This is a genomic window from Nocardioides taihuensis (assembly GCF_042657275.1).
GTDB lineage: Bacteria > Actinomycetota > Actinomycetes > Propionibacteriales > Nocardioidaceae > Nocardioides > Nocardioides taihuensis.
Genome location: NZ_JBHSKD010000002.1, coordinates 472,971 through 496,701 on the forward strand (window position 1 = coordinate 472,971; position 23,731 = coordinate 496,701).

Below are 23,731 nucleotides of genomic sequence, written 5' to 3' on the forward strand. Positions count from 1 at the left end.
CGACCGGCCTCGGCCGGTCAGTTCCTGGACGCCGCGAGGCGGCGGGTGGCCGTGGTGGCGACGTCGCGGCCCCAGGCCTGCGCCCGCTGCAGCTCGTCGCGCACGAGCGGGCCGGAGACGTCCTCGACCAGGAAGCCCGAGGGCTTGGTGATGACGTCGAAACCGTGGCCGTGGAGCAGGCGGCCGGCACGGTTCGCGGCGGCCTTGGGCAGCCGGCGGACCTTGGTCACCCGGGTGTCGAACGTCGCGGCCAGCCGGGTCTCGTCCCGGGGCGGCAGCGCGGCGATCCACTCACGCAGCCCGTGCTCCTCCGCGGACAGCGGTGCACCCTGGCGGACCGCGTCGTGCCGGGTGCTCGGGCGGCTGAGCGAGAACCCGTGCGTCGGGCCGCCGACCACGAGCAGGTCGCACTCCTCGGCGGCCTTCTCCGGGGTGGGGTGGTCACGGACGTTCACGACCTCGAGGTCGATGCCGCCCTCGCGGAGCCCCATGGCCACGGCCTGGGCCACCTGCGCGGTGTTGCCGAACATCGACTCGTAGACCAGGAGCCCGGTCGGCGCGGTGCGCTCCGTCTGCTCGGTGGAGTCCTGCATCGGGGTCCTCCTCGACGTCACAGGCGTCCGCGCACGGCGGACACCGCTGGGTTGCTCTCAGCTCTGGTCCCACCCTCGTCCCCGGCTCTCGTGGCCGCACGGGTCCGCAGTCAGGGGACAGGGGGCACTAGGTCCGGTGTTCCGGTGTCGGAGGTCCCTGCCCGCTCCCGGAGGCCCGTGCCCACGATGGAGGTGGCGGCATGGGGCTGCCGACGACGGCGAGGAGGCCAGGTCATGAGCAGTCAGTCGGGTCAGTCGGGTCGGGCCGACCGGGCGCACACCCGCCGGCCGGTCGTCGTCGGGGTGGACGGCTCGCGGGGCAGCTCGAGCGCCATCAGGTACGCCGTGCAGGAGGCGCGCCGCCTCGGCACCGCGCTGCGACTGGTGCACGTCGTCCCCGACTACGTCGCGATGACGCCCATGATGCCGATGTACCCCTCCGACAGCCTGACCGAGACCGGCGTGACCGTCCTCGGCCGGGCCGAGCGCGAGGCCGCAGTGCTGGCCCCCGACCTGGTCATCACCTCCGTGCTGCGCCACGGCTCCCGGGCCGCGGAGCTGGCCGCCGGCGCGGCCGACGCCGAGCTCCTCGTGGTCGGTCGCGACGACCGCTCGTTCCTCGAGCACCTCGTCGTCGGCAACACCGCGTGCGGCGTCGCCGGACGGGCCTCGGTGCCCGTCGTGGTCGTCCCGCCCGGGTGGGACTCCCCGGTCGAGCACGGCCGGGTGCTGGTCGGCGTGAAGTCGACCGAGCACGCGACCGAGCTCCTCGCCGACGCCTTCGAGACCGCCGCCGAGCGCGGAGACGGCGTGGCCGTCCTGCACGCGTGGAAGCTGCCCGGTGGCTACGACGACATCATCGAGTCGCGGCTCGCGGCCGAGGAGTGGAGCGGCCGCGCCCGCCACCAGATGGAGGAGCTGGTGGCCCCGCTGCGCGAGCGCTTCCCCGACGTCGACGTCGAGCTGCGCGTCGTGCACGACCACCCGGCCCACGCCCTGGTGACCGCGTCCGACAAGGCCGACCAGTTGGTGCTGGTCCGCCGCGCCCACGGGCTGCCGATGACCGTGCACCTCGGCGGCACCGCCCGGGCCGTCCTGCGCTCGACCCACTGCCCGGTGCGCATCCTCCCGCCGAACCACCTGCTCCAGGACGACGAGGTCAGCGAGCGGCCGGTCCCCGCCAACGCGTGACCGCTCCGGCCCGAAACCGCGGAGGAAGGATCCCGCCATGACCACCGACACCAGCACCACCGGCACCACCCAGCAGGCCACCCAGCAGGCCACGGAGACCGGCGGCGGCGCCACCGGCACCACGATCGGGGTCCTGCTGCCCGTGCCCGCGGGCGGCCTCGACGACGCGGCCCTCGACGCGGCTGCCGAGGAGGCACGCACCCGCGGCTGCGGCATCGAGCTCGCCCACGTCGTCCACGTGACGATCGGGGTGCCGGCCAGCAGTGACCAGGTCCGCCAGGTCGACTCCTCGCTCGGCGAGGTCGGTCGGCGGGTGCTGACCGCGGCCGCCGACGGGCTGCGTGAGCGCCTCGGGGACGACGTCCCGGTGACGAGCGAGCTCTTCTTCGGACCCGTCGTGGCCACGCTGGTGGAGCGCAGCGCGGGCGCCGAGGTCGTCTTCCTGCCGCGCCGCGACCTCGGCCGGCTCGAGCGACTGGTGACCTCGTCGGTGTCCAACGGTGTCGCGGCCCGGGCGCACGTCCCGGTGCTCTCGGTGCCCCCCGGCTGGCGCCGGTCGCCCACCCGGCCCCGGATCGTGACCGCCGCGGTCGACCACCCCGAGACCTCCGGCGCCGCGGAGATCGGCTGCGCCCTCGAGCGGGCCGCCGCGACCGGTGCCGCGCTGCACGTGCTGCGCGCCGCGTGGGTGCCGCAGCCCTACCAGGGCGTGGTCTTCCAGGACCAGACCCGCGAGGAGCTGCTGATCGAGGCCCGCCGCGAGCTCGAGGACGCCACCCGCCACCTCGTGGACGCGCACCCCGAGGTCAGCGTGACCTGGGATGTCGTGTGGGAGCGCCCGGTGGACGCCCTCGTGCGTGCCTCGCACCGCTCGGAGCTGCTGGTGCTCGGCCGCCGGCACCCCTCGCTGCCGGTCGGCAGCCACCTCGGGCCGGTGGCCCGCAGCGTGCTGCGTCACTCCGAGGGCCCGGTCATGGTGGTCGAGACGGGGGAGTGACCCCGCCGCTGCCGGGCCGCTTGCGCGGTCTAGCCAGATCGCCGGTCCTCCGGACACGGTGCCGTCCCGCGCCCTATCCTCAAGAAAGCCTCAAGAACGGCTGAGGTCCGGGCGGCCAGGGGGTGCCGCCCGTCATGAGGGAGATCGAGATGCAATTCGCACGGACCACGGGCCCGTTCCTGGAGCACGAGCTGGTCGACCAGGTCGACGCAGCCGGGCGACGCCTGCTCGACGACGCCGTCCTGGACGGGGCCGACCCGACGGAGCCGGCCGGTCCGGCCGCCGAGGGCGACCGCGCCGGAGCGCCCGCGTCCGGGGGTCGCGAACGCTGAGCCCGCGGGGTCGGCGTCGTCCGGCCCCGTGCTGAACCCCTGGCTGGGCCGCCACTCTCCCGCTGCGTCTCCCTCACCCCGCAGCTACCGGCGGCTCAGCCAGGAGCCTGCGCCCGGGGCGTGGCCGGGGAGGTGGGGTCGTCGCGTCGGGCCCGGGGCCCGTCAGGCAGGCGGGTCGAGCCGGAAGCCGACGCCGCGGACGGTGTGGATCCAGACCGTCCCGGGGCTGGCCTTGTCGAGCTTGCGCCGCAGGTTGGCCACGTGCACGTCGACGAGGTGGGTCGAGCCGTGGAACTCCGACTGCCACAGCTCCTTGACGATCGAGCCGCGGTCCCAGACCTGCCCGGGACGGCTGGCGAGGAGCACGAGGAAGTCGAACTCGGTGCGGGTCAGGGGCAGGGTCTGCTCGCCGACCTTCGCCTCGCGACGGTCCTGGGAGATGGACAGGCCACCCCCGGCGTCGAGCGTCGGGGAGCCGACGGCGGCGCCGTTGCTGGAGACGCCGACCATGTGGCGCGGACGGCGGAAGAGCGCGGTCACCCGGGCCCGGAGCTCGCGGGAGGAGAACGGCTTGCTCATGTAGTCGTCGGCGCCGACGTGGAGCCCGATCAGGCGGTCGCTCTCCTCGGCGCGCGCGGTGAGCATGATGACGTAGGCGTCGCTGAGCTCACGGATCCGGCGGCAGACCTCGAGGCCGTCGAGGTCGGGCAGGCCGAGGTCGAGCGTGATCAGGTCGGGCTTGTGCTCCTGGAGCAACTGCTCGATGTCACGTCCTGTCGCGGCCTGGTGGACCTCGCACCCGGAGCCGGTCAGGATGTCGGTGACGAGCTGCCGGATGTCGGCATCGTCCTCGATCACCAGCGCGGTCTGCGGCTGCACCATGCACCTCCAGTCGGGTCGTGCGGGTCTGTTCTCCCGCGGCGCCCGAAATTCCGCGGTGTGTCCTCTCCCAAGGCTCAAGGTTAGCCAGCGCTGCTGTCAGGCACTTGTGAACCTCACGACGACACGCAGACAGTACCTTGACCACTACGCCCGTGGGGGGACTTCGGGCCCGCGTGGAGTCGCCGCGTGGCGCCGTACGCAACAATCGGCTCGATGAGTGCCACCGCCGCCCTGATGATGGCCGACCCCGCCGCCGACGCCGTACGACGTCGGGGGCTGCGCCGGATGCGCACCCTCGCCGTGGCACTGCTCCTCTTCGCCGCTGCCGTCTACCTCGCCACCCGGGGGATGACGGGGTTCTGGGGCTTCGTGAACGCCGGCGCCGAGGCCTCGATGGTGGGTGCCATCGCGGACTGGTTCGCGGTGACCGCGCTCTTCCGCCACCCGCTCGGCCTGCCGGTGCCGCACACCGCGCTGGTCCCGAAGCGCAAGGACGAGCTCGCCAAGGGGCTCGAGGAGTTCTTCGGCGAGAACTTCCTGCACGAGACGATCATCCGCGAGCGGGTCGCCGCCGCCGACGTGTCCCTGCGGCTGGGGCGCTGGCTGGCGGAGCCCGCGCACGCCCGCCGCGTCGTCGACGAGGTCGCCGACGTCGCCAGCATCGGGCTGTCGAAGGTCGAGGACCGGCACGTCGCCGATCTGGTCGAGCAGGTGCTGGTGCCCCGGTTCCGCGAGGAGCCGATCGCACCGCTGCTCGGCACCTTCGTGGTCGAGATGGTGCGCGACGACCTGCACCACGGCGTCGTCGACCTCGCGCTCGAGGAGCTGCACCGCTGGCTGCTCGAGAACGAGGAGACCTTCACCGAGGTGCTCAGCGAGCGGGCGCCCTGGTGGGCGCCGCCGCGGCTCAACGAGGCGGTCACCCAGCGGATCCACCTCGAGGCGGTCCGCTGGCTCGCCGACATCCGGGCCGACCCGCGGCACCACGCCCGCGAGGCGCTCGACTCGATGCTCGCGCAGCTCGGCCAGGACCTGCTGTTCGACGCCGACACCCAGGCCCGCGCCGAGCAGATGAAGAACCGCCTGCTCGACCACCCGCAGTTCTCCGCCACCGGCATCTCGCTCTGGAACGCCCTGCGCCGGGCCCTCCTCGGCGCCCTGCGCGACCCCAGCGGTCCGCTGCGCGAACGCCTGCAGGGCGAGCTGGTCGCCTTCGCCGGGCGGCTGCTCGAGGACGACACGCTGCGCCGGCGCCTCGACGGCGTCGTCGCCGACGGTGCGGTCTTCGCCGTGGAGCGCTACGGCACCGAGCTCACCGCCGTGATCACCCACACCATCCAGCGCTGGGACGGCAAGGAGGCGGCCGAGCGCATCGAGCTCCACGTGGGCCGCGACCTCCAGTTCATCCGGATCAACGGCACGATCGTCGGCGGGCTCGTCGGCGTGCTGATCCACGGCGTGAGCGTGGTGCTCGGTGGCTGACCCCACGCCGTACGACGTCGGCATCCGCGACGAGGTCATCCGTCTCGGGCAGTTCCTCAAGCTCGCCAACCTCGTCGACACCGGCGCCGAGGCCAAGCCGCTCCTCGCGGCCGGCGAGGTCCGCGTCAACGGCGAGGTCGAGACCCGCCGCGGCCGCCAGCTCGTCGCCGGCGACGTCGTCACCCTCGGTGCCGCCGCCGCGCGGGTCGTCACCGGCGAGGTCGACGACGGCCTGCCCTGGTAGCAGCGCGCAATCCGGTGGCGCCCCGACCGACCGCGGGCGAGCATGGCGGGCGTGGCGACAGGTCCGAGGCTCCCGCTCCAGGGCGGGCTCGCGCCGGTGGCGCCGGCGACGGGCGAGGTCGTGGAGGTCGCCTGCGACGAGTCGGGGTTCTCCGGCACCAACCTCCTCGACCCCGCCACGCCGGTCTTCACGCACGCGAGCACCGACCTCGACGTCACGGAGGCCGCGGCGCTGGTCGCCGAGCTGCGGTCGGGCTCGCGCTGGTCGCTGGGGGAGCTCAAGTCGGCACAGTTCTTCCGGAGCCCGCACGCCGGTGAGGCATCGGCGTGGCTGCTCGCGGTGCTCGCCGGACGGGCCCACGTCCACATCGTCGACAAGGAGTACTTCCTCGTCACGCGGGTGCTCGACCTGTTCCTGGTCGACCCGTCGTACGCCGCCGGCACCCGGCTCTCGCGGGCCGAGCCCGCCGCCGCGCTCGCGGTCTACCGCGACGGTCGCCTCCGGGGGACCGCGTGGACCGGCTTCCTCGCGGCGTTCGTCGACCTGGTCCGCACCAAGCGGCACCGCGACGGCGACCGTGACCGGGTCGCCCGCTTCCTCGCCGCCCGCGACGCCCTGCTGCGCGCGGGGCTGACCGCCGGGGCGACCGGCGTGCTGGCCCGCCTCGACCCTCAGCGGGTGCGGGCGGTCGTCGCCCGGCTCTCGCGCGACGACCGGTCGATCCCGCCGCCGCTCGAGCCGCTGCTGCCGGCGCTGGCCGAGACGGTGCTGCACTGGAGCGCGGGGGAGCGGCAGGTGCTGGTCGTCCACGACGAGCAGAGCGCCCTCACCCCCGGCCGGTTGCTGCGGCTGCAGGCCGTGCTGGCCGCCGGTGGTGGGCCGTCGCCGCTGGCCGGGCTGGTCACCGTCGACTCGCGCGACGACCCGCGGGTCCAGGTCGCCGACCTCCTGGCCGGTGTGGTCCGCCGTTGGCCCGACCTCGACGACGCCGCACTGGGGCCGTACCTGTCTGCAACGTCACTGCGAGACGGCGCGCCGCGACCGTGACCGTGGTGCACGATGGCGGTGTGAGGACGCGCGACCGCAAGGACGCCGAGATCGTGACCATCGCGACCGGGCTCCTGCTCGGCCTCGCGGTCGCGGTGGTCGGCGTGGTCGTGCTCGGCGTGCTGCGCCACACGCTCGGCGTCGGCGACGACGTGATCGAACCGCTGTTCACCGGCGTGCTGGTGACGGCGATGGTGGTGGCTGCCGACCACGTCCACCGTCAACGTCGGGGCTGAAGCCTCAGCCCCTCGGCGGAGGGCCCAGCCGCGGCAGGCCACGGGGGTCGTGGCTGCTGCCCGCCCAGTAGTAGCGGCTCTGGTCCCACCACGGCCGCACGACGACCGAGTCGGTGCGGGCGCCCGCCCAGGCCAGCGCCTCGTCGAGCGTCTCGAACCACGCGTCCTCCAGCGGCCGCGTCCCGACACCGTCGGGCTGCCACGACGCCTCCCACCCGGCGGCTCCGCGGCCGTCCTCGCCGGGCACGGGATCCGCCGTGGGGTCGAGCCACGCCACCCACACGGTGCCGTGCCGGCCCACGGGCCGCTCGCTCAGCTGACCTCGAGCAGGTCGACCACGAAGACCAGCGTCTCGCCGGGCTTGATCACCCCGCCGGCACCGCGGTCGCCGTACGCGAGGTGCGGCGGGATCACGAGCTGGCGGCGGCCGCCGACCTTCATGCCCTGGACGCCCTGGTCCCAGCCGGAGATGACCTGGCCGATGCCGAGGCGGAACTGCAGCGGCGCGCCGCGGTTGTACGACGCGTCGAACTCCTCGCCCGTCGAGTGCGCGACCCCCACGTAGTGCACCGACACGGTCGATCCGCTCGTGGCCTCGGCGCCGTCACCGACGGTGATCTCGGTGACGACGAGCTCGGTCGGGGGCTCCGGGTCGACGAAGTCGATCTCGGGCTTCTCCATGGGGGAGGGGTGTCCTTCCGGTCGGGTGCGCGGGTCGGGTGGTGCTCAGGTCTGGTGCACGTAGTGGTCGAGCTGGTCGCGCTCGAACTGCAGCTGGTTGATGCGGTGCTTGACCACGTCACCGATCGAGATGATCCCCACCAGCTCGCCCTCGCGCACCACGGGGACGTGGCGGATGCGGCGCTCGGTCATGGTCTGCATCAGCTCGTCGAGGGTGGTCGACTCCTCGCAGGTCTCGACCTCGGCGGTCATGATCGCGCTGACGACGTTGTTGATCACGGTGCCGTCGTGGTGCAGGTGCCGCACGACGTCCCGCTCGGAGACGATGCCGTCGACGTGGGTGCCGTCGGCGCTGACGATGAGGGCGCCGACGTTGTGCTCGGCCATGCGCGCGATCAGGTCGCGCACGCCCGCGTCGGGGGTGATCGTGACGACGTCCGGGCTCGGCTTCGCGCCGAGAACCTCACTGATCCGCATGCTTCGCCTCCGTCTGTGGCCCCCCGTGAGTGGACAGGTCCCACGCTAGCCCAAAGTCAGGCCTCGGCATCGGGGTCGTCCGCGGGGACGGGACGGCGTGCCCGCAGCTCGTGCACCGAGCCGGTCCCGGCGGCGCGGCTGTCGGGGTCGTCGGCGTCGGCCCGGGCGGTGCCGAGGAAGGCGAGCGCCGTGTCGTGCAGGTGCCCGTTGGTCGCCAGCGCGTTGCCGCCGAAGGGGCCGTCGGTGCCGTCGAGGCTGCTGAACCGGCCGCCGGCCTCGCGCACCACGATGTCGAGCGCCGCCATGTCGTGGAGCGCGAGCTCGGGCTCCGCCGCGATGTCGACCGCGCCCTCGGCCAGCAGCATGTAGGACCAGAAGTCGCCGTAGGCGCGGGTGCGCCAGCAGCGCCGCGACAGCGCCATGAAGTCGTCGAGCTGCCCGTGCTCCTCCCAGCCACCGAGCGAGGCGTAGGAGAGCGAGGCGTCCTCGAGCCGGCGCACGTCGGAGACCTGGCAGGGCGTCGCCTTGAGCAGCGAGCGCCCGGTCCACGCGCCGTTCCCGACCGAGGCCCACCAGCGCCGCTGGAGCTGCGGCGCCGACACGACGCCGAGCACGACCTCGTCGTCGACGGCGAGCGCGATCAGCGTCGCCCAGACGGGCACGCCGCGCAGGAAGTTCTCGGTGCCGTCGATCGGGTCGACGATCCACTGCCGCTGGCTGTGGCCGGTGGTGCCGTGCTCCTCGCCGATCACGGCGTCGCGCGAGCGCACCCGCGACAGCGTCCGCCGGATGCCCTCCTCGACCGCGTGGTCGGCGTCCGTGACCGGCGTCAGGTCCGGCTTGCTCATCACGTGCAGGTCGAGGGCCTTGAAGCGCCCTGTCGTCAGGGAGTCGGCGTCGTCGGCGAGCACGTGCGCCAGCCGGAGGTCGTCGGTGTAGTCGGGCACGTCCTCACACTATTCTCATCGGGCTCCACTAGCGTGCCTGCCATGGAGATCAACGGACTCCCGTTGCACCCGCTCGTCATCCATGCGGCCGTTGTCCTCGCTCCGGTGGCTGCCGTCGTCGCCCTCCTCTACGCCGCCGTCCCGTCGTGGCGTGACCGCCTGCGGTGGCCGATGGTCGCGCTCGCCGCCGCCGCGGGCCTCGCCGTCGTCGCGGCGTACGTCACGGGGCGGAGCTTCCTCAACAGCAAGCCCGCTCTCGAGCAGCTGGCGCAGGTGCAGACCCACGTCGACCGCGCCTGGATCGCCCTGTGGTGCGCGCTGGCCTTCAGCGTCGTGGCCGTCGCCGCCGGGTGGGCGCACCCCCGCCCCGGGGTGCTGCGGCTGGTCACGACGCTGGCGCTGGTCGTCACCGCGCTGGCCACGCTGGTCGCCGTCGTGCTCACCGGCGATGCCGGGGCCCGCGCCGTCTGGGGCTGAGCCCGGCCGTCAGTACGCCGGCTCGCTGCGGGCCGCGAGCAGCCGCCGGAACGAGTCGACCCGGTCGGGGTCGGTGCGCCCCTCGGCGACGGCCTCGTCGAGGCCGCACTCCGGCTCGTCGCCCCCGTGCGTGCAGCCGCGCGGGCACGCGTCCGTGAGCGCGTCGAGGTCGGGGAAGGCGCCGATCAGCTGCACGGGGTCGACGTGCGCGAGCCCGAAGGACCGGATGCCGGGGGTGTCGATGATCCAGCCCGCGCCCCCCGGCAGCGCCAGCATGTAGGCCGAGGTCGAGGTGTGCCGCCCACGCCCGGTCACGGCGTTCACCCGGCCGATCTCGCGGTCGGCGCCCGGCACCAGCGCGTTCACCAGCGTCGACTTGCCGACCCCGCTGTGCCCGACCATCACGCTCGTGCGCCCGCGCAGGGCCTCGCGCAGCGGGTCGAGGTCTCCGTCGCGCCGGGTCACCACCCACGGCACCCCCAGCGACCGGTAGGTCACGAGCAGGGTCTCGGGGTCGGCCAGGTCGGACTTGGTCAGGCACAGCAGCGGCGCCATGCCGGCGTCGTACGCCGCGACCAGGGCGCGGTCGATCAGCCGCGGCCGGGGCTCCGGGTCGGCCAGGGCGGTGACCACCACGAGCTGGTCGGCGTTCGCGACCACGACGCGCTCGACCGGGTCGTCGTCGTCGGCCGTGCGGCGCAGCACGGTGGTCCGCTCGGAGACCTCGACGATCCGGGCCAGCGTGCCCGTGTCGCCGGAGGTGTCGCCCACGACACGCACGCGGTCGCCGACGACGACGCCCTTGCGGCCCAGGGGGCGGGCCTTGACCGCGCTCACGACGTGTCCGTCCACGAGCAGGGTGAACCGTCCCCGGTCGACCGTCACGACCACGCCGTCCACCGCGTCGTCGTAGGTGGGCCGCTCCTTGGTGCGCGGCCGGGTGCGCCGACGGGGGCGCTCGTAGTGCTCGTGGTCGTGCTCGGAGTAGCGGCCGGTCGTCACGCGGACCCGATCTCCAGCAGCGAGGCCCAGAAGCCGGCGAAGTCGGGGAAGGTCTTGCTCGTCGTCGCGACGTCCTCGACCAGCACGCCGTCCACCGCGGCCCCCACCACCACCGCGGCATGGGCCATCCGGTGGTCGGCGTAGGTGTGGAACAGCCCGCCGTGCAGACGCGCCGGCACGAACGACAGCCCGTCGGCGTGCTCGGTCACCCCGGCGCCCAGCCCCCCGAGCTCGCGGGCCAGCGCGGCCAGACGGTCGGTCTCGTGGCCGCGGATGTGCCCGATCCCGCGGAGGTACGACGGAGCGCCGGCCAGCGCGCACAGCGCGGCGACCACGGGCGTCAGCTCGCCCACGTCGTGCAGGTCGAGGTCGACGCCGGCCAGCCCGTCCGCCGGCCCCGTGACCTCCAGCCCCTCCGCGACCCGGCCGACGGTGCAGCCGAAGGCGGCCAGGACCTCCCGCAGCGCGTCGCCCGCCTGCGTGGTGCGCTCCGGCCAGTCGCGCACCACGACCGTGCCGCCGCTGACGGCCGCCAGTGCGAGGAACGGTGCGGCGTTGGAGAGGTCGGGCTCGACCACCCGGTCGAGCGCGGCGACCGGGCCGGGGGCGACCGCCCAGCGGTTGACGCCGGAGTCGTCCACGCCGACGCCGTGCTCGCGGAGCATGCCCACGGTCATCTCGATGTGGGGGAGCGAGGGGACCGGCTTGCCGTCGTGGCGCACGTCGACCCCGTCGTCGTAGCGGGCGCCGGCCAGCAGCAGCGCGGAGACGAACTGCGACGACGCCGAGGCGTCGATCACCACGCGCCCGCCCGGCACGCTGCCGGTGCCGCGCACGGTGAAGGGAAGCGCGCCGCGACCCCCGTCCTCGACCTCGACGCCGAGGGTGCGCAGCGCGGTCAGCACCTCGCCGACCGGGCGCCGGCGCATGTGCGGGTCGCCGTCGAAGGCCACGCGCCCGGTCGACAGCCCGGCCACCGGCGGCACGAACCGCATCACGGTGCCGGCCAGTCCGCAGTCGACCTGCGTGTCTCCGGCGAACGCGTGCGGCACGACGTGCCAGTCCTCCCCGGACGTGTCGACCTCCGCGCCCAGGCCCGCGAGGGCAGCGGCCATCAGGGTGGTGTCGCGCGAGCGCAGGGCGCGGCGTACCACCGACGGACCGTCGGCGAGCGCGGCCAGCACCAGCGCGCGGTTGGTGATCGACTTGCTGCCGGGCAGCGACACGGTCGCGCGCACGGGCGTGCGGGCCCGCGGCGCGGGCCAGGGCGCCTCGGTCGGGGCGCCGGCGGGAGCGGTCGTCACCCGCCCAAGGCTAGGGCCTGCCCGGGTCGCGAGCCTCAGCCGACCTTGGCGGCGGCCAGGCGGGCCTCCTGCCGGGCGCTGCGGGTGAGGTGGCGCGCCTCGCGCTTGGCGTCGCGGGCGACCCGGCGGGCACGCCAGGCGACGCCGGGGCGGCCGTCGGTGTCGCCGGCGGCGATGATCAGGCCGCCGAGCATCGAGACGTTCTTCCAGAAGTGCAGGCGCTGCTGGGAGCGGGCGGGCTCCGCGGAGACCTCCCAGTAGCGGTGGCCGGCCACCGTCGTGGGCACCAGCGACGCGGCCAGCACGGCCGCGGAGAGGCGGGGTGCGCGGCCGGTCGCGAGGGCGCCGGCCGCCACGATCTGGGCCACCGCGTTGAGGCGCACCAGCGTCGCCGGGTCGGTCGGGATCGGGAGGGACGGCGCGGCCTTCTGCACCAGCGGGACGACCCGGTCGGTGACCGCCTGGGCCTTGGCGGCGGTGCGGTCGACGTTGCGCAGGGCGTTGACCCCGCCCACGACGAACATCGAGGCGAGCATCGGGCGGGCGATCAGTCGGCTGACGGTCATGCCCCCTTCCTACCCGCCGGGGCCAGCCGTCACACCGTCGACCCCCGACCGGTCCGGTCAGCCGAGCGGCACGACCACCCGGTTGTCCGACGGGTCGGCGTCCGCCGGACCGCCGTCCGGCGTCAGGGTGAACGTGAGCGACGCCCCCGGCGGCAGCGGCGCCAGCGCGGTGAAGCTGAAGGTGGTCGGTCCGTCGGCCGTGCAGGTCGCGGCGTCCGGCGACGCGTCGAAGCACCGCCCGTCGAGGGTCAGCGTCGCCTGCACGCCGTCCCCGGCCACCGCCAGCGTGCCGGTCACGCCGCGCTCGAAGCCGCTGACCGCCACCTCCACGTGGTAGAGCCCGCCGGGCGTCGCCGAGGCCTCCGCGGAGACCGCGAGGTCGGGCCCGGGCGCGGGCGTGCCGGGCGGTGTCGAGGGGTCCGGCGGCGGAGCCGGCGGCGGGGTCGAGGGCCCACCCGGAGGGTCGCCCGGGCCCGTCTCGGGGGACGTCGGCTCCGCCGCCCCGGCAGCTGAGGTGGGTGAGGGCGGTGCAGTCGCGTCCGTCGGGGGCACGGCGTACGACGCGGGGTACCCGGGACCGTCCCCGGCCGTGTCCCGGGGTGCGGGATCGCGCCGGGCGCCCCGGGCGACGGGCTCGCGGTCGGCACCTCCCGGCACCGCCTGCGCCGTGGCGGCCGGCTCGCGGGCGGTCGGCACCTCGTCCTCGCGCGAGGTCAGCCAGGTGCCGGTGCCGACCGCAGCGACGGCGACGGCCGCGGCCACGCCCGCGGCGGTGGCCGGGACGTTCGCCACCGCGAGGTCCTTGACCCGGTCGAGCAGCACCGGCACCGTCATCTTGCCGGCCGCGGCGGCGCCGGCCGCACCTGCGAGGGCACCGAGGCTGCTGCCGACGTACGCCGTCGCCGCGGCACCGAGCAGCAGCGGGGCGATGATCGCGGAGAGCGAGGAGTTCACCTCGGTGAGCTCGAGGTGGATCGCGGTGCAGCGGCGGCACTCGGCGAGGTGCGCCTCGACCCTGGCCGCGTCGCGCCTCGAGGCGCCGCCGCGCACGTAGGCGCCGAGGTTCTGGTGGGTCCAGGTGCAGGTGTCCTCGTCGAGCTCCTGCACGTGCATCGAGAGGAAGGCCTGGCGCAGCCCCTCGCGGGCGCGGTAGGCGAGGGCCGCGACCGAGTTGGCGCTCAAGCCGAGCAGGGGCGCGATGTCGCCCGGCTTCTGCCCCTCGACCTCGGTGTGCCAGAGCACCATCTGCCACCGCTCCGGCAGCGAGGCGAAGGCGCGGGCCGCGGCGGCGTTGTCGAAGCCCTCGACCGCCGTGTCGCGGAACGGCACGCCCGGGTCGAAGGCCTCCATGTCGTCGGTGGTGTGCAGCCGCGACGTCGCGCGGATGCGGTCGACGTGCAGCCGGCGGACGGCGGTGAGGAGGTAGGCGCGGAAGGCGAGGTCGGGCCCGCCACCCCGCTGGAGCACGACCAGCACCTTGGTGAAGGCCTCCGAGACGAGGTCGTCGGCGTCGGCGGGCGGCACCAGCTGCCGCGCCAGGCGGCGGGCGGCGTCGACGTGACGGCCGAACAGCTCCCCGTAGGCGTCGAGGTCCCCGTCGCGGACCGCCGAGATGAGCTCGGCGTCCGCGGCGTCCTCGACCCGCAGCATGCCCTCCACGAGGGTGCAACGACGCACCCGGCGAAAGATGACGCCCGGGCGCGCGAGAGAGCCTCGGCAGGGAATCGGAAATCTTCGTCGAACGGCGTCATGGGTGCTCGCCTGCGTCGTTCAACAGTCAGTTCGACGGAGAGGAAGGGCTGGCGTGGGGATCTTCGCGGGGCGCGCGAGGACGGCCTCTCCTGCCCGGCCCGGCACGAGAGCGGACCTGTCGGCGAGCCAGCGAGCGGCACTGCCGCCGCGGTTCGAGGCAGTGGGGGAGGCTCTCGCCACCGGGGCGGGCTCCGTCGACGCCTGCACGGTGGCCGGCCGGCAGCTGGCCGCCGACGGGCTCTCCCTGCCCGAGGCGCTCGACGCGCTGCACGCGGCGGCCGCGACGGTGCTCGGCGCCGTGCCCGGCTTCGAGGAGACCCGGGCACTGGCCCTCGGCTGGAGCGAGGCCACCCTCGGGTACCTCCACCACCTCTCCTGCGAGGACCCCGTCACCGGCCTGGCCAGCCTGGCCCACCTCCAGGCCCGGGTCGCGGAGATCTACCGCCCCGCCCCGGGGGCGGAGCCGGGGCACGAGCAGTACGCCCTCGTCGTGGTCGACCCCGAGCCGGCCGCGCAGGTCGCCCCGCTCGTCGACGACCTGCCGTCCGGGGCGGACGTGCTCGGCCGCGAGCTCGCCGCCGCACGCCACGCCGAGGCACTGCGGGCGGTCTTCACCGGTCCCGAGACGCTCGCCCGCCTCGGCCGCGACCGGATCGTCGTGCTCACCGTGCGCGACGACCGGCTGCCGCAGCGGGTGCGGCTCGTCCGCCGGCTGGTCGGTGGCGGCGGTGAGACCGCCCTGTCGCCGCGGGTCTGGGTCGAGGGCCTGCCCCCGGTCGCCGAGGGCGCGGCGCTCGCGATCGCCGACCTCGCCCGCGCCTGACCTGTCCGCGCCACCCACTAGCCTGACCGCATGTGCGGTCGCTATGCGTCGAGCCGTCGCCCCGAGGACCTCATCGAGGAGTTCGAGGTCGAGGAGAGCCGCGTGCCCGCGCCCCTGGCGCCCGACTGGAACGTCGCCCCCACCAAGGAGGTGTACGCCGTCGTCGAGCGCCCGCCGCGGCCGGCCGAGGGCGAGGCCCCGGTCGAGGAGCCGCAGCGCCAGCTGCGCGTGCTGACCTGGGGGTTGGTCCCCTCGTGGGCCAAGGACCCCTCCATCGGCAACCGGATGATCAACGCCCGGATGGAGACGGTGGCCGAGAAGCCCGCCTTCCGCCGCGCCTTCGCCGCGCGTCGGTGCCTGCTGCCGGCCGACGGCTACTTCGAGTGGTACCCGACCTCCCAGCTCACCGCGGCCGGCAAGCCCCGCAAGCAGCCGTTCTTCATCCGTCCCAAGGACGGCGGCAGCCTGGCCATGGCCGGGCTCTACGAGATCTGGCGCGACCCGACCAGGGGTGACGACGACCCCGACCGGTTCCGCTGGACGTGCACGGTGCTGACGACCGACGCCGAGGACGACCTCGGCCACATCCACGACCGGATGCCGCTCATGGTCGAGCGCGAGCGGTGGGGCGCGTGGCTCGACCCGCGCACCTCCGCTCGCGACGACCTGCTCGGGCTCCTCGTGCCGGCGGCGCCGGGCCGGCTCGAGGCCTTCCCGGTCTCGACGCTGGTGAGCAACGTCCGCAACAACGGCCCGGAGCTGGTCGAGCCGATCCCGCTCGAGGAGGCACTGACGTGAGCGCGACCGACCCGCGACCGATCGCCACGCCGTACGGCGAGGGGCGCCTGGTCGTCGACCGCGCCCGGCGGCCGATCGCCACGCTGCTGCTGTCGCACGGGGCGGGCAACGGGATCGACACCCGCGACCTCGCGGCCCTCGCGGCCGCGCTGCCCCGCAACGGCATCACCGTCGCGCGCTTCGAGCAGCCGTGGCGCACCGCCGGCCGCAAGGTCGCGACGGCGCCCGCCACGCTCGACGTCGGCCTCACCGCGGCCGCCAACGCGCTGCGCACCCGCACCCCGCTCGTCGTCGGCGGCCGCTCCGCGGGAGCCCGGTCCGCGGCGCGCTGCGCCCGCATGCTCGGTGCCAGCGGGTGCCTCGCGCTCTCCTTCCCGCTGCACCCGCCCGGCAAGCCGGAGCGCTCGCGGCTCGAGGAGCTGCTCGGCGCCGGCCTGCCCACGCTGGTCGTGCAGGGCGAGCGCGACCCGATGGGCCGGCCCGAGGAGTTCCCTGAGGACCCGCGCTTCGACCTGACGGTCGTCCCCGGCGCCGACCACGGCTTCGCCGTCGCCCGCTCGGCGGGGCTCACCGAGGCCGAGGCGATGGAGGTGGTCGTGGAGGCGACCCTCGAGTGGGTGGTCCGCGAGGTCGTGGGCGCGGACGCCGGGAATCACTCGCCGACCTGACGTGTTGGGACGGACATGCTGGCCGTCCTCGATCCACCCGTCACCCGCGTACGCTGGGGGGCGATGACAGAGACCCAGAACCCCGAGACCGTGGACGTCGCCACGGAGACCGAGGCGCAGCGACAGGCTCGTTTCGAGCGTGACGCGCTGCCGTTCCTCGACCAGCTCTACTCGGCCGCGATGCGGATGACCCGCAACCCCGCGGACGCCGAGGACCTGGTCCAGGAGACCTTCGCGAAGGCGTACTCGTCCTTCCACCAGTTCCGGCCGGGCACCAACCTCAAGGCGTGGCTCTACCGGATCCTGACCAACACGTTCATCAACTCCTACCGCAAGAAGCAGCGGGAGCCGCAGCAGTCGATGTCCGAGGACGTCGAGGACTGGCAGCTCGCGCGCGCCTCGTCCCACACCTCCAGCGGCCTGAAGTCGGCCGAGATGGAGGCCCTCGAGCACCTGCCCGACTCCCAGGTCAAGGACGCCCTCCAGCGCCTGCCCGAGGAGTTCCGGCTGGCGGTGTACCTCGCGGACGTGGAGGGCTTCGCCTACAAGGAGATCGCCGAGATCATGGAGACCCCCATCGGGACCGTGATGTCGCGGCTCCACCGTGGTCGCCGGCAGCTCCGCGACATGCTGTCCGACTACGCCCAAGCCCACGACCTGCTGCCCGCCGGACGGGAAGGGAAGACGTCATGAGCCAGCACGAGCCGGGAGACTGCGCCGACTTCCTCGAGCAGATCGTCTACCTCCTCGACAACGAGCTCGACGAGGCCGACCGCTCGGCGGTCCGGATGCACCTCGACGCCTGCAACCCCTGCCTGGAGAAGTACGACCTCCAGCGGACCGTGAAGGCGCTGGTCGCGCGCTCGTGCTCGGAGTCGGCGCCGGCCGAGCTCCGCGAGCGGGTGCTGCTGCGGATCCGCGAGGTCCAGGTCCGGATCACCGAGGGCTGACGCCCCGCCACCCGTCGTACCGACGAGCGAGCCCCCGACCTGACGATCGGGGGCTCGGGTGCTTCTGCGCTCAGGCGTTGGGGCGCTTGCCGTGGTTCGCGCCCTTCTTCTTGCGAGCGCGGCGCTTGCGGCCGGTCTTGCCCATGGTTCCTCCTGATCGAGACGTCGTCGGCCCGTCGGGGCCAGCGCCCATGGTCCCAGACACCCCCGGCAGGAGGAAATCGGGGTGACACACGCTGACCCGCCGTCAACTAACGGCGGGTCAGCGTGTCAGAGGCGGGAGAGGAAGCGCTCGGCGTCGACGACGACGCGGGTGACCTCGCCGGTGGCGACGACCGCGCGGTCGCCATCGGTGTGGCGGGCGGCCACGGCGAAGCGGTGCAGGCGGCCGTCGACGTGGGTGGCGGTGGCGGTGACCTCGAGGGTGCGACCGACGGCGCTGGGGGCGCGGTGCTCGAGCTCGACGCGGGTGCCGACGCTGGTGCCGCCCGCGGGGAGGGCGGGCTCGATCGCGGCGCAGGTGGCGGCCTCGCACCAGGCGAGCAGCCGCGGGGTGCCGAGCACCGGCAGGCTGCCCGAGCCGACGGCGAGCGCGGTGTCGTCGTCGCCGACGGTGAAGCCGAGGCTGGCGGTCAGGTCGGTCATGCCGGCTCCTCGGGGTGGTCGGTCAGGTCGAGGCGGAAGGCGATCAGCGAGACGCCCGGCACCGGCTCCCAGTCGCGCTCGGGCAGCCGGACGAAGCCGAGCCGGTCGTAGAGGCGGTGCGCCGCCGTCATGTCCGGCAGGCTCGAGAGCAGGACGGCGGTGCAGCCCTCCGCCCGGAACCGGTCGAGGCAGAGGCGGGCGAGCGCCTCGCCGACGCCGCGGCCCTGCGCCTCCGGGGCGACGGCGAGCATCCGGAACTCGCCCTCGTGGTCGGCGGAGAGCTCGCGCCAGGGCGACCCGGGTGGGCACAGCGTGACGCAGCCGAGCAGCGTCCCGTCGTCGTCGGTCGCCACCCACAGCTCCGCCTCGCGGTCGCGGGTGGCGGCGTCGAGCAGGTGCGCGACGTAGGGGTCGGCGGGTCCGAGCGTGAAGTCGGCGTACGCGGCGACCGTGATCTCGCCCGCCCGGGCGTAGTCGTGGGGCGTGGCCCGCCGCAGCCGCACCGGTGCCTCAGATCCCGAAGGTGGTGCGGGGGTACGCCGCGTCGACGTCGGTGATCACGTTGACCAGGTAGGGCACGTTCGACGCGAAGGCCCGGTCGAGGGCTTCGCCGATCCGGCGGGGGTCGGTGACGGTCTCCCCGGCGCCACCGAGCGCCGTCACCACCTGGTCGTACGGCGTGCGGGCAGCCAGGTCGGCCGCGACGTCGTAGCCGTAGAGCATCTGCATCGGGCCCTTCTCCAGGCCCCACGCGGAGTTGTTGCCCATCACCATCACGACGGGCAGTCCGTGCCGCACCAGCGTGTCGACGTCCATCAGGGAGAAGCCGGCCGCGCCGTCGCCGAGCAGCAGCACCACCTGCGCGGAGGGGCGGGCCAGGCGCGCGGCGATGGCCGCGCCGAGCCCGGCCCCGAGGCAGCCGTAGGGGCCCGGGTCGAGCCAGCCTCCGGGGCGCTTCGGCTCCACGAACTTGCCCGCGAAGCTGACGAAGTCGCCGCCGTCGCCGATCACCACCGCGTCGTCGGCCAGCCGCGGGACCAGCTCGCCGTAGATGCGGGCGGGGTGGATCGGGTCGGCCTCGGCGCCGAGCAGCGCGGCGTCACGCTCGGTGGCCGCCCTGACGGTGTCCTGCAGCTCGCTCACCCAGGTCGACCAGTCGGGGCGCCGCACCACCTGGGTGAGTGCCTCGAGGAGGCCGTCGAGGACGGCGGTCAGGTCACCGCTGACCGAGGCGGCGAGCGTCGCGTGGCCCGAGACCTGCCCGGGGGAGTCGGCCACGTGCACGACCTGGGCCGGCGTCGCGCCGTCCTTGCCGCCGAACACGCCGTACCCGAGCCGGAAGTCGAGGGGGGTGCCCACCACGACGACGAGGTCGGCGCCGCCGAACGCCGCACCGCGGGCCTTGGTGACGAGCAGCGGGTGGCCGCCGGGCACGATGCCGCGGCCCATGCCGTTGGTGATGGTCGGGAGGCCCGCGCCCTCGACGAGGCGCAGCGCGGCCTCCTCGGCGCCGTCGGCCCAGACGTCGGTGCCGAGCACCAGCACCGGGCGCGTGGCCGAGGCAAGCAGCTCGGCGATCTCGGAGACCGCGTCGGGGTCGGGGTCGGCGCCCCGGGCGTGGCCGGCCGCGGGCAGGGCGCCGGAGGCGGAGTTGAAGAGCTCGTCCATCGGCACGTCGACGAAGACCGGCCCGCGGTGCGGGCTGCCGGCGGCGGTGAAGGCGGTGTCCATGCCCTCGAGCACGGCGTCGGCGGTGTGCAGGGTGCGGGCGGCCTTGGCGATCGGTGCGACGATCGGCGGCTGGTCGAGCTCCTGCAGGCTGCCGCTGCCCCACCGGTTGGCCGGCGCGCGCCCGCCGACGACGACCATCGGCGACCCCGCGAACTGGGCCTGCGCGATCGCGCTGACACCGTTGGTGACGCCCGGGCCGGCGGTCAGCACGGCCAGGCCCGGCACGCGGGTCAGCTTGCCGGTGGCCTCGGCCGCGAACGCCGCCGTCTGCTCGTGCCGCACGTCGAGCAGCCGCATCGGCGGGTCGGCCTTGACCGCCCCGTCGTACATCGGGAAGACGTGGGCGCCGGAGAGCGTGAACATGGTCTCCACGCCGTGGGCGCGGGCCACCGCGACCGCGAGCTCACCCGCGTGGCCGCTCAGCGTGGTGTCGGTGCCGTCCTCGGGACCCTCGGGGGGTGCTGCCGCGTCGCTCATGCAGCGCAGGTTACCGACGAGTTGTCAGCCGCGGGCGGTGAGGTAGTGCGGGTTGGTGCGCTTGAGCGCGTCGACGAGGCACAGCAGCAGGTCGGACCGTACGCCGGGTGGGTGCGGCGCGAGGGCCAGCTGGAGGTAGAGCGCGCGCAGGTAGGTCTCGGCGTTGCCGCGGAGCAGGAAGGGGTCGGTGCCGGCGCGGACCTTGGTCGTGGCGATGCTGACCAGCCGCGCCACCCACGGCTCGAGCACGCTCAGCGGCACGGCGTTGCGGCGCAGGATGTGCATCGTGGCCAGGGCCATCCGGTCCGGCTCGCCGTGGCTGAAGAGCTCGTCGACGGGCAGGCTGAGCCGCTCGCCGATCACGTCGAGCAGCACCGTGAGCTCCGACGTCGCGAGGTGGGGGGAGCGGGCGAGCTCGCCGATGGCGTCCGCGCCGTGCGCGACCGCGTGCGCCCAGCCCTTGCCGGGCACGTGGCCGCGCAGGTCGCGCTCGCGGAGGTACCACGTCGCGATCCGGTCGCCCCACTCCAGGACCTTCGCGCTCGGCACCAGCGCCGCCACGTTGTCGCGCGCCAGGCACTCGGCGAGGATCAGCACCGAGAAGCTCCGCCGGAAGACGGAGTCGGTGCCCTTCTCGCCGAGGCCCACCGTGAGGCCGGCCGCCATGCCGTCCCCGAGCCCGGCGAGCAGGTCGTCGTAGACGCCGCGCTCGGTCCAGGTGCCCAGAGCCGTGTACGCCGTGTCGTCGCGCTGGGCCGGGTCGGTCGACCCGAGCATCCGCGTCAGCTCGGCGGTGAGGTCGTCGAGGGGACGGTCCTGGGGAACCACGAAGTCGTGATCGACCACCTGTTTCCAGTAGGAGCCCGACATGCGGCACATCCTGCCAGCCGCCCGATCGGCGTCGGAAGGGTGTCCCCCCACCGCGGACGGCCCCCCGGGCACCCCTCCTAGGCTGTCCCCGTGCCCTCCCTGTCCGAGCTGGTGCGCAGCCACACCGACCTCTCCGAGGAGGACGTGGCGTGGCTCCAGCTGCTGCAGGCGGACTGGCAGATCATCGCCGACCTGTCCTTCGCCGACCTCGTGCTCTGGCTGCCCGACCGCGAGGGCCGCGGCTTCTGGGCGGGGGGCCAGATGCGCCCCACGACCGGGCCCACGGCGTACGTGGACGACGTGGTCGGCACGTTCGTCCCGGTCGGGCGCCGGCCCATGCTCGACGCGGCGTGGGCGCAGGGCCGACTGGTCCGCGAGGGCGACCCGGAGTGGCGCGACGACGTGCCGGTGCGGGTCGAGACCATCCCGGTGCGGCGCGGCGACCGGGTGATCGCCGTCGTGGCCCGCAACACCAACCTGCTCGGGGTGCGCACCCCGAGCCGCCTCGAGCTCTCCTACCTGCAGACCGCGGCCGACCTGACGCAGATGATCGCCCACGGCTTCTTCCCGGTCCCGGGGCCGCGCAGCGACCACGCGGACTCACCGCGCGTGGGTGACGGCTTCGTCCGCGTGGACGCCGCCGGCCGGACCGTCTACGCCAGCCCCAACGCGCTCTCGGTCTACCGGCGGCTCGGTCTCTCGGGCGACCTCGCCGGGCTGAGCCTGGCCGACGCCACCCGCGACCTCGTGCCGCCGCGGCGACGGCCCGACGAGGAGACGCTGAGCGCGGTCCTCGGCGGTCGCGCGTACCGCGACACCGAGCTCGGCGCCGAGGGTGGGGAGGGCGTCTCGCTGATCGTGCGCTCGATCCCGCTGCGGCCGCAGGGCGACCACATCGGGGCCCTGGTGCTGCTCCGCGACGTCACCGACCTGCGCCGGCGCGACCGCGAGCTGGTGACCAAGGACGCCACGATCCGCGAGATCCACCACCGGGTGAAGAACAACCTCCAGACCGTGGCCGCGCTGCTGCGGCTGCAGGCCCGCCGGATCGACGAGCCGGCGGCGAGGTCCGCGCTCGAGGAGGCGGTGCGCCGTGTCGGCTCGATCGCGATCGTGCACGAGACCCTGAGCCAGACCGTCGACGAGTACGTCGCCTTCGACGACGTGGTGGACCGGCTCGGCGTCATGGTCAGCGAGGTCGGCGTCACCGAGGGCCGCGTCCGCGTGCGGCGCGAGGGCAGCTTCGGCGAGCTCTCCTCGGAGGCGGCCACCGCGCTGGCGATGGTGCTCACCGAGGTGCTGCAGAACGCCGCCGAGCACGGCTACGACCCCGAGGGGCCGGGCGGCACGGTCACCGTCTCCCCGGGGCGGCTGATGGGCCGGCTGCGGGTGGTGGTCGACGACGACGGGCGCGGGCTCCCCGAGGGCTTCGACCTCGACTCCTCGACCAACCTCGGGCTCTCGATCGTGCGCACGCTGGTGGAGTCCGAGCTCGGCGGGCAGCTCAGCCTGGGGCCGGTGCCGGGAGGACCGGGCACCCGCGTCGTGGTCGACGTCCCGCTGGCGTGAGCCGGCGGCAGCCCCGGATCAGGCGGTGCGGACGCGGGCCCGGGCGTTGCGGCGCTTCAGCGCGCGACGCTCGTCCTCGCTGAGGCCACCCCAGACGCCGTGGTCCTGACCAGCCTCGAGCGCCCACGCGAGGCACTGCTCGCGCACCTCGCAGCGACGGCACACCTGCTTGGCCTCCTCGATCTGGAGGATGGCCGGGCCGGTGTTGCCGATCGGGAAGAACAGCTCCGGGTCCTCGTCGAGGCACGCAGAGCGATGGCGCCAATCCATGGCTGGAGGGTTCCTCTTTCCTTCGCAGTTCGTGTGCCGCAGGTCCGGGGGGACGACGTGCGGCTGCTCGTGGGCACGCCGAAGAGGCTGTGAACACCTTCACGAGCGCGCCCCCTAGCGTGGCAACGATTTGATCGTGAAACAACCCCTGAGCCGGTGTCGTGCGGGTTCGCTTCATCACAACCGTCCAGACCGGGCGTCGGCGACCGCTCTCCGGGGCGCTCCCGGCGGTTGCCTAGAGTGGGCTCCGTGAGCGACGAGCGACCCGCGGTGATGCCGCCGCCCCTCGTCGTCGCCGCCTCGCTGGTCGGCGTCGAGGGTGTGCTGCTGGTGCTGTTCGCCGTGCTCGAGCTCGGCAACCTCAGCTCCGACCGGCTCACCATGGGTCTGACCACGACGATCTTCTTCGCGGCGTACGGCCTCGCGCTGGTCCTGCTGGCCTGGTACCTCCACCGTGGCCGCGCCTGGGCGCGCAGCCCGGTGCTGCTGGCGCAGCTGATCCAGCTGGGCACCGCGTGGAGCTTCCGCGGCGGGGAGACGACCTGGGTCGCGATCTGCCTGGCGGTCGTCGCCCTGGTCGTCGCCGTGGGCGTGCTGCACCCGGCGAGCATGCAGGCGCTCTCCGACGAGCCCCGCTCACGCTGAGGCGCGCTAGTTGTACCCGGCCAGGACGTTGGTAGCGGCGAGCCTGGTTGAACGAACGAGAACCTCCGAATGGGA

At 74.4% G+C, this 23,731-nt stretch carries 31 protein-coding genes; 15 read left to right on the plus strand and 16 right to left on the minus strand.

The window, feature by feature from the left end; translation table 11 throughout:
• Positions 1-17: 17 nt before the first annotated feature.
• Positions 18-593, minus strand: a complete 576-nt coding sequence (locus tag ACFPGP_RS02295) for a flavodoxin family protein (RefSeq protein WP_378586308.1) — start codon at positions 591-593, stop codon at positions 18-20.
• 234 nt (positions 594-827) lie between these two features.
• Between ACFPGP_RS02295 and ACFPGP_RS02300 the strand changes: the two genes are divergently transcribed.
• The 3 genes from ACFPGP_RS02300 (at position 828) to ACFPGP_RS02310 (ending at position 3,113) form a co-directional block, all read left to right on the plus strand.
• Entirely contained in the window at positions 828-1,784 is a 957-nt protein-coding gene (locus ACFPGP_RS02300) for a universal stress protein (RefSeq protein ID WP_378586311.1), read from the plus strand.
• Positions 1,785-1,821: 37 nt separating this feature from the next.
• Positions 1,822-2,781 carry a universal stress protein gene (locus ACFPGP_RS02305; RefSeq protein WP_378586314.1) on the plus strand — a complete coding sequence of 320 codons (960 nt, stop codon included), beginning with the start codon at positions 1,822-1,824 and terminating at the stop codon, positions 2,779-2,781.
• 149 nt (positions 2,782-2,930) lie between these two features.
• Positions 2,931-3,113, plus strand: a complete 183-nt coding sequence (locus tag ACFPGP_RS02310) for a hypothetical protein (RefSeq protein WP_378586317.1) — start codon at positions 2,931-2,933, stop codon at positions 3,111-3,113.
• Between the two features lie 162 nt (positions 3,114-3,275).
• Here ACFPGP_RS02310 and ACFPGP_RS02315 read toward each other — a convergent pair whose 3' ends face one another.
• Positions 3,276-3,995 (minus strand): response regulator transcription factor, encoded by a 720-nt coding sequence (locus ACFPGP_RS02315; RefSeq protein ID WP_378586320.1) that lies wholly within the window; start codon positions 3,993-3,995, stop codon positions 3,276-3,278.
• 213 nt (positions 3,996-4,208) lie between these two features.
• On the opposite strand from ACFPGP_RS02315, the gene ACFPGP_RS02320 reads away from it, so the two are divergent.
• Genes ACFPGP_RS02320 through ACFPGP_RS02335 form a run of 4 tightly spaced genes read left to right on the plus strand, consistent with a single transcriptional unit; the run spans position 4,209 to position 7,004 of the window.
• Positions 4,209-5,477, plus strand: coding sequence for a DUF445 domain-containing protein (locus ACFPGP_RS02320; protein WP_378586323.1), 1,269 nt, complete (start codon positions 4,209-4,211; stop codon positions 5,475-5,477).
• Positions 5,470-5,721, plus strand: a complete 252-nt coding sequence (locus tag ACFPGP_RS02325) for an RNA-binding S4 domain-containing protein (RefSeq protein ID WP_378586325.1) — start codon at positions 5,470-5,472, stop codon at positions 5,719-5,721. Before ACFPGP_RS02320 ends, ACFPGP_RS02325 begins: the two co-directional genes overlap by 8 nt.
• 51 nt (positions 5,722-5,772) lie before the next feature.
• Positions 5,773-6,768 (plus strand): hypothetical protein, encoded by a 996-nt coding sequence (locus ACFPGP_RS02330; protein ID WP_378586327.1) that lies wholly within the window; start codon positions 5,773-5,775, stop codon positions 6,766-6,768.
• A gap of 20 nt (positions 6,769-6,788) precedes the next feature.
• Positions 6,789-7,004 (plus strand): hypothetical protein, encoded by a 216-nt coding sequence (locus ACFPGP_RS02335; protein ID WP_378586330.1) that lies wholly within the window; start codon positions 6,789-6,791, stop codon positions 7,002-7,004.
• Between the two features lie 4 nt (positions 7,005-7,008).
• Here the strand turns inward: ACFPGP_RS02335 and ACFPGP_RS02340 are convergent, their stop codons facing one another.
• From ACFPGP_RS02340 to ACFPGP_RS02355, 4 genes are read right to left on the minus strand one after another with little or no spacing between them, the layout of a single operon-like run.
• Positions 7,009-7,305 (minus strand): hypothetical protein, encoded by a 297-nt coding sequence (locus ACFPGP_RS02340; protein WP_378586332.1) that lies wholly within the window; start codon positions 7,303-7,305, stop codon positions 7,009-7,011.
• A gap of 11 nt (positions 7,306-7,316) precedes the next feature.
• The gene (locus ACFPGP_RS02345; protein ID WP_378586334.1) at positions 7,317-7,685 is read right to left on the minus strand and encodes an FKBP-type peptidyl-prolyl cis-trans isomerase; all 369 of its coding nucleotides are present in this window, start codon (positions 7,683-7,685) and stop codon (positions 7,317-7,319) included.
• A gap of 45 nt (positions 7,686-7,730) precedes the next feature.
• Positions 7,731-8,162: a CBS domain-containing protein gene (locus ACFPGP_RS02350; protein WP_378586336.1), complete on the minus strand. Its 432-nt coding sequence runs from the start codon at positions 8,160-8,162 to the stop codon at positions 7,731-7,733.
• A 56-nt stretch (positions 8,163-8,218) separates the two neighbouring features.
• On the minus strand, positions 8,219-9,109 hold the full coding sequence (locus tag ACFPGP_RS02355; RefSeq protein WP_378586338.1) for an inositol monophosphatase family protein: 891 nt from the start codon (positions 9,107-9,109) through the stop codon (positions 8,219-8,221).
• A 42-nt stretch (positions 9,110-9,151) separates the two neighbouring features.
• On the opposite strand from ACFPGP_RS02355, the gene ACFPGP_RS02360 reads away from it, so the two are divergent.
• Positions 9,152-9,586, plus strand: coding sequence for a DUF2231 domain-containing protein (locus ACFPGP_RS02360; protein WP_378586339.1), 435 nt, complete (start codon positions 9,152-9,154; stop codon positions 9,584-9,586).
• A 9-nt stretch (positions 9,587-9,595) separates the two neighbouring features.
• Here ACFPGP_RS02360 and rsgA read toward each other — a convergent pair whose 3' ends face one another.
• The 4 genes from rsgA to ACFPGP_RS02380 are packed head-to-tail and all read right to left on the minus strand — an operon-like array spanning position 9,596 to position 14,135.
• Positions 9,596-10,588 carry a ribosome small subunit-dependent GTPase A gene (rsgA, locus tag ACFPGP_RS02365; protein WP_378586342.1) on the minus strand — a complete coding sequence of 331 codons (993 nt, stop codon included), beginning with the start codon at positions 10,586-10,588 and terminating at the stop codon, positions 9,596-9,598.
• Complete coding sequence (gene aroA, locus ACFPGP_RS02370) at positions 10,585-11,892, minus strand: 3-phosphoshikimate 1-carboxyvinyltransferase (RefSeq protein WP_378586344.1); 1,308 nt, start codon at positions 11,890-11,892, stop codon at positions 10,585-10,587. The genes rsgA and aroA overlap by 4 nt, the downstream gene beginning before the upstream one ends.
• A 35-nt stretch (positions 11,893-11,927) precedes the next feature.
• Positions 11,928-12,458: a DoxX family protein gene (locus ACFPGP_RS02375; RefSeq protein WP_378586347.1), complete on the minus strand. Its 531-nt coding sequence runs from the start codon at positions 12,456-12,458 to the stop codon at positions 11,928-11,930.
• 57 nt (positions 12,459-12,515) lie between these two features.
• Positions 12,516-14,135, minus strand: coding sequence for a sigma-70 family RNA polymerase sigma factor (locus ACFPGP_RS02380; RefSeq protein WP_378586350.1), 1,620 nt, complete (start codon positions 14,133-14,135; stop codon positions 12,516-12,518).
• 235 nt (positions 14,136-14,370) lie between these two features.
• Here ACFPGP_RS02380 and ACFPGP_RS02385 point away from each other — a divergent pair, with 235 nt between their 5' ends.
• The 5 genes from ACFPGP_RS02385 to rsrA all read left to right on the plus strand — a co-directional run bounded on the left by ACFPGP_RS02385 (position 14,371) and on the right by rsrA (position 17,449).
• The gene (locus ACFPGP_RS02385) at positions 14,371-15,033 is read left to right on the plus strand and encodes a hypothetical protein (RefSeq protein WP_378586353.1); all 663 of its coding nucleotides are present in this window, start codon (positions 14,371-14,373) and stop codon (positions 15,031-15,033) included.
• A gap of 30 nt (positions 15,034-15,063) precedes the next feature.
• A complete protein-coding gene (locus ACFPGP_RS02390) occupies positions 15,064-15,831 on the plus strand; it encodes an SOS response-associated peptidase (RefSeq protein WP_378586355.1) in 768 nt (255 codons plus the stop codon).
• Positions 15,828-16,499 (plus strand): alpha/beta hydrolase family protein, encoded by a 672-nt coding sequence (locus ACFPGP_RS02395; protein WP_378586357.1) that lies wholly within the window; start codon positions 15,828-15,830, stop codon positions 16,497-16,499. The genes ACFPGP_RS02390 and ACFPGP_RS02395 overlap by 4 nt, the downstream gene beginning before the upstream one ends.
• 63 nt (positions 16,500-16,562) lie before the next feature.
• Entirely contained in the window at positions 16,563-17,192 is a 630-nt protein-coding gene (locus ACFPGP_RS02400; RefSeq protein WP_378586360.1) for a sigma-70 family RNA polymerase sigma factor, read from the plus strand.
• Positions 17,189-17,449 carry a mycothiol system anti-sigma-R factor gene (rsrA, locus tag ACFPGP_RS02405; protein WP_378586362.1) on the plus strand — a complete coding sequence of 87 codons (261 nt, stop codon included), beginning with the start codon at positions 17,189-17,191 and terminating at the stop codon, positions 17,447-17,449. Before ACFPGP_RS02400 ends, rsrA begins: the two co-directional genes overlap by 4 nt.
• Before the next feature lie 70 nt (positions 17,450-17,519).
• Here the strand turns inward: rsrA and ACFPGP_RS02410 are convergent, their stop codons facing one another.
• From ACFPGP_RS02410 to ACFPGP_RS02430, 5 genes are all read right to left on the minus strand, one after another.
• Complete coding sequence (locus ACFPGP_RS02410) at positions 17,520-17,594, minus strand: 50S ribosomal protein bL37 (protein ID WP_369759046.1); 75 nt, start codon at positions 17,592-17,594, stop codon at positions 17,520-17,522.
• A 125-nt stretch (positions 17,595-17,719) separates the two neighbouring features.
• Positions 17,720-18,094, minus strand: coding sequence for a thioesterase family protein (locus ACFPGP_RS02415; protein ID WP_378586365.1), 375 nt, complete (start codon positions 18,092-18,094; stop codon positions 17,720-17,722).
• Complete coding sequence (locus ACFPGP_RS02420) at positions 18,091-18,597, minus strand: GNAT family N-acetyltransferase (protein ID WP_378586367.1); 507 nt, start codon at positions 18,595-18,597, stop codon at positions 18,091-18,093. Before ACFPGP_RS02420 ends, ACFPGP_RS02415 begins: the two co-directional genes overlap by 4 nt.
• 7 nt (positions 18,598-18,604) lie before the next feature.
• Positions 18,605-20,302, minus strand: a complete 1,698-nt coding sequence (locus ACFPGP_RS02425; protein WP_378586369.1) for an acetolactate synthase — start codon at positions 20,300-20,302, stop codon at positions 18,605-18,607.
• Between the two features lie 24 nt (positions 20,303-20,326).
• Complete coding sequence (locus tag ACFPGP_RS02430) at positions 20,327-21,172, minus strand: DUF2785 domain-containing protein (RefSeq protein WP_378586371.1); 846 nt, start codon at positions 21,170-21,172, stop codon at positions 20,327-20,329.
• A gap of 90 nt (positions 21,173-21,262) precedes the next feature.
• On the opposite strand from ACFPGP_RS02430, the gene ACFPGP_RS02435 reads away from it, so the two are divergent.
• On the plus strand, positions 21,263-22,741 hold the full coding sequence (locus ACFPGP_RS02435) for a sensor histidine kinase (RefSeq protein WP_378586374.1): 1,479 nt from the start codon (positions 21,263-21,265) through the stop codon (positions 22,739-22,741).
• 18 nt (positions 22,742-22,759) lie between these two features.
• On the opposite strand, the gene ACFPGP_RS02440 is transcribed toward ACFPGP_RS02435, so the two are convergent.
• Positions 22,760-23,011 (minus strand): WhiB family transcriptional regulator, encoded by a 252-nt coding sequence (locus tag ACFPGP_RS02440; protein ID WP_011755173.1) that lies wholly within the window; start codon positions 23,009-23,011, stop codon positions 22,760-22,762.
• 249 nt (positions 23,012-23,260) lie between these two features.
• Between ACFPGP_RS02440 and ACFPGP_RS02445 the strand changes: the two genes are divergently transcribed.
• A complete protein-coding gene (locus ACFPGP_RS02445; RefSeq protein WP_378586376.1) occupies positions 23,261-23,656 on the plus strand; it encodes a hypothetical protein in 396 nt (131 codons plus the stop codon).
• Positions 23,657-23,731 lie beyond the last annotated feature (75 nt).

Coding starts and splice junctions, on each gene's coding strand:
- ACFPGP_RS02400 (WP_378586360.1), top strand. CDS start 16,563: ATGACAGAGACCCAGAACCCCGAGACCGTGGACGTCGCCACGGAGACC.
- rsrA (WP_378586362.1), top strand. CDS start 17,189: ATGAGCCAGCACGAGCCGGGAGACTGCGCCGACTTCCTCGAGCAGATC.
- ACFPGP_RS02360 (WP_378586339.1), top strand. CDS start 9,152: ATGGAGATCAACGGACTCCCGTTGCACCCGCTCGTCATCCATGCGGCC.
- ACFPGP_RS02300 (WP_378586311.1), top strand. CDS start 828: ATGAGCAGTCAGTCGGGTCAGTCGGGTCGGGCCGACCGGGCGCACACC.
- ACFPGP_RS02320 (WP_378586323.1), top strand. CDS start 4,209: ATGAGTGCCACCGCCGCCCTGATGATGGCCGACCCCGCCGCCGACGCC.
- ACFPGP_RS02440 (WP_011755173.1), bottom strand. CDS start 23,011: ATGGATTGGCGCCATCGCTCTGCGTGCCTCGACGAGGACCCGGAGCTG.
- ACFPGP_RS02295 (WP_378586308.1), bottom strand. CDS start 593: ATGCAGGACTCCACCGAGCAGACGGAGCGCACCGCGCCGACCGGGCTC.
- ACFPGP_RS02345 (WP_378586334.1), bottom strand. CDS start 7,685: ATGGAGAAGCCCGAGATCGACTTCGTCGACCCGGAGCCCCCGACCGAG.
- ACFPGP_RS02315 (WP_378586320.1), bottom strand. CDS start 3,995: ATGGTGCAGCCGCAGACCGCGCTGGTGATCGAGGACGATGCCGACATC.
- ACFPGP_RS02310 (WP_378586317.1), top strand. CDS start 2,931: ATGCAATTCGCACGGACCACGGGCCCGTTCCTGGAGCACGAGCTGGTC.
- ACFPGP_RS02305 (WP_378586314.1), top strand. CDS start 1,822: ATGACCACCGACACCAGCACCACCGGCACCACCCAGCAGGCCACCCAG.
- ACFPGP_RS02425 (WP_378586369.1), bottom strand. CDS start 20,302: ATGAGCGACGCGGCAGCACCCCCCGAGGGTCCCGAGGACGGCACCGAC.
- ACFPGP_RS02350 (WP_378586336.1), bottom strand. CDS start 8,162: ATGCGGATCAGTGAGGTTCTCGGCGCGAAGCCGAGCCCGGACGTCGTC.
- ACFPGP_RS02430 (WP_378586371.1), bottom strand. CDS start 21,172: ATGTCGGGCTCCTACTGGAAACAGGTGGTCGATCACGACTTCGTGGTT.
- ACFPGP_RS02390 (WP_378586355.1), top strand. CDS start 15,064: ATGTGCGGTCGCTATGCGTCGAGCCGTCGCCCCGAGGACCTCATCGAG.
- ACFPGP_RS02415 (WP_378586365.1), bottom strand. CDS start 18,094: ATGACCGACCTGACCGCCAGCCTCGGCTTCACCGTCGGCGACGACGAC.
- ACFPGP_RS02375 (WP_378586347.1), bottom strand. CDS start 12,458: ATGACCGTCAGCCGACTGATCGCCCGCCCGATGCTCGCCTCGATGTTC.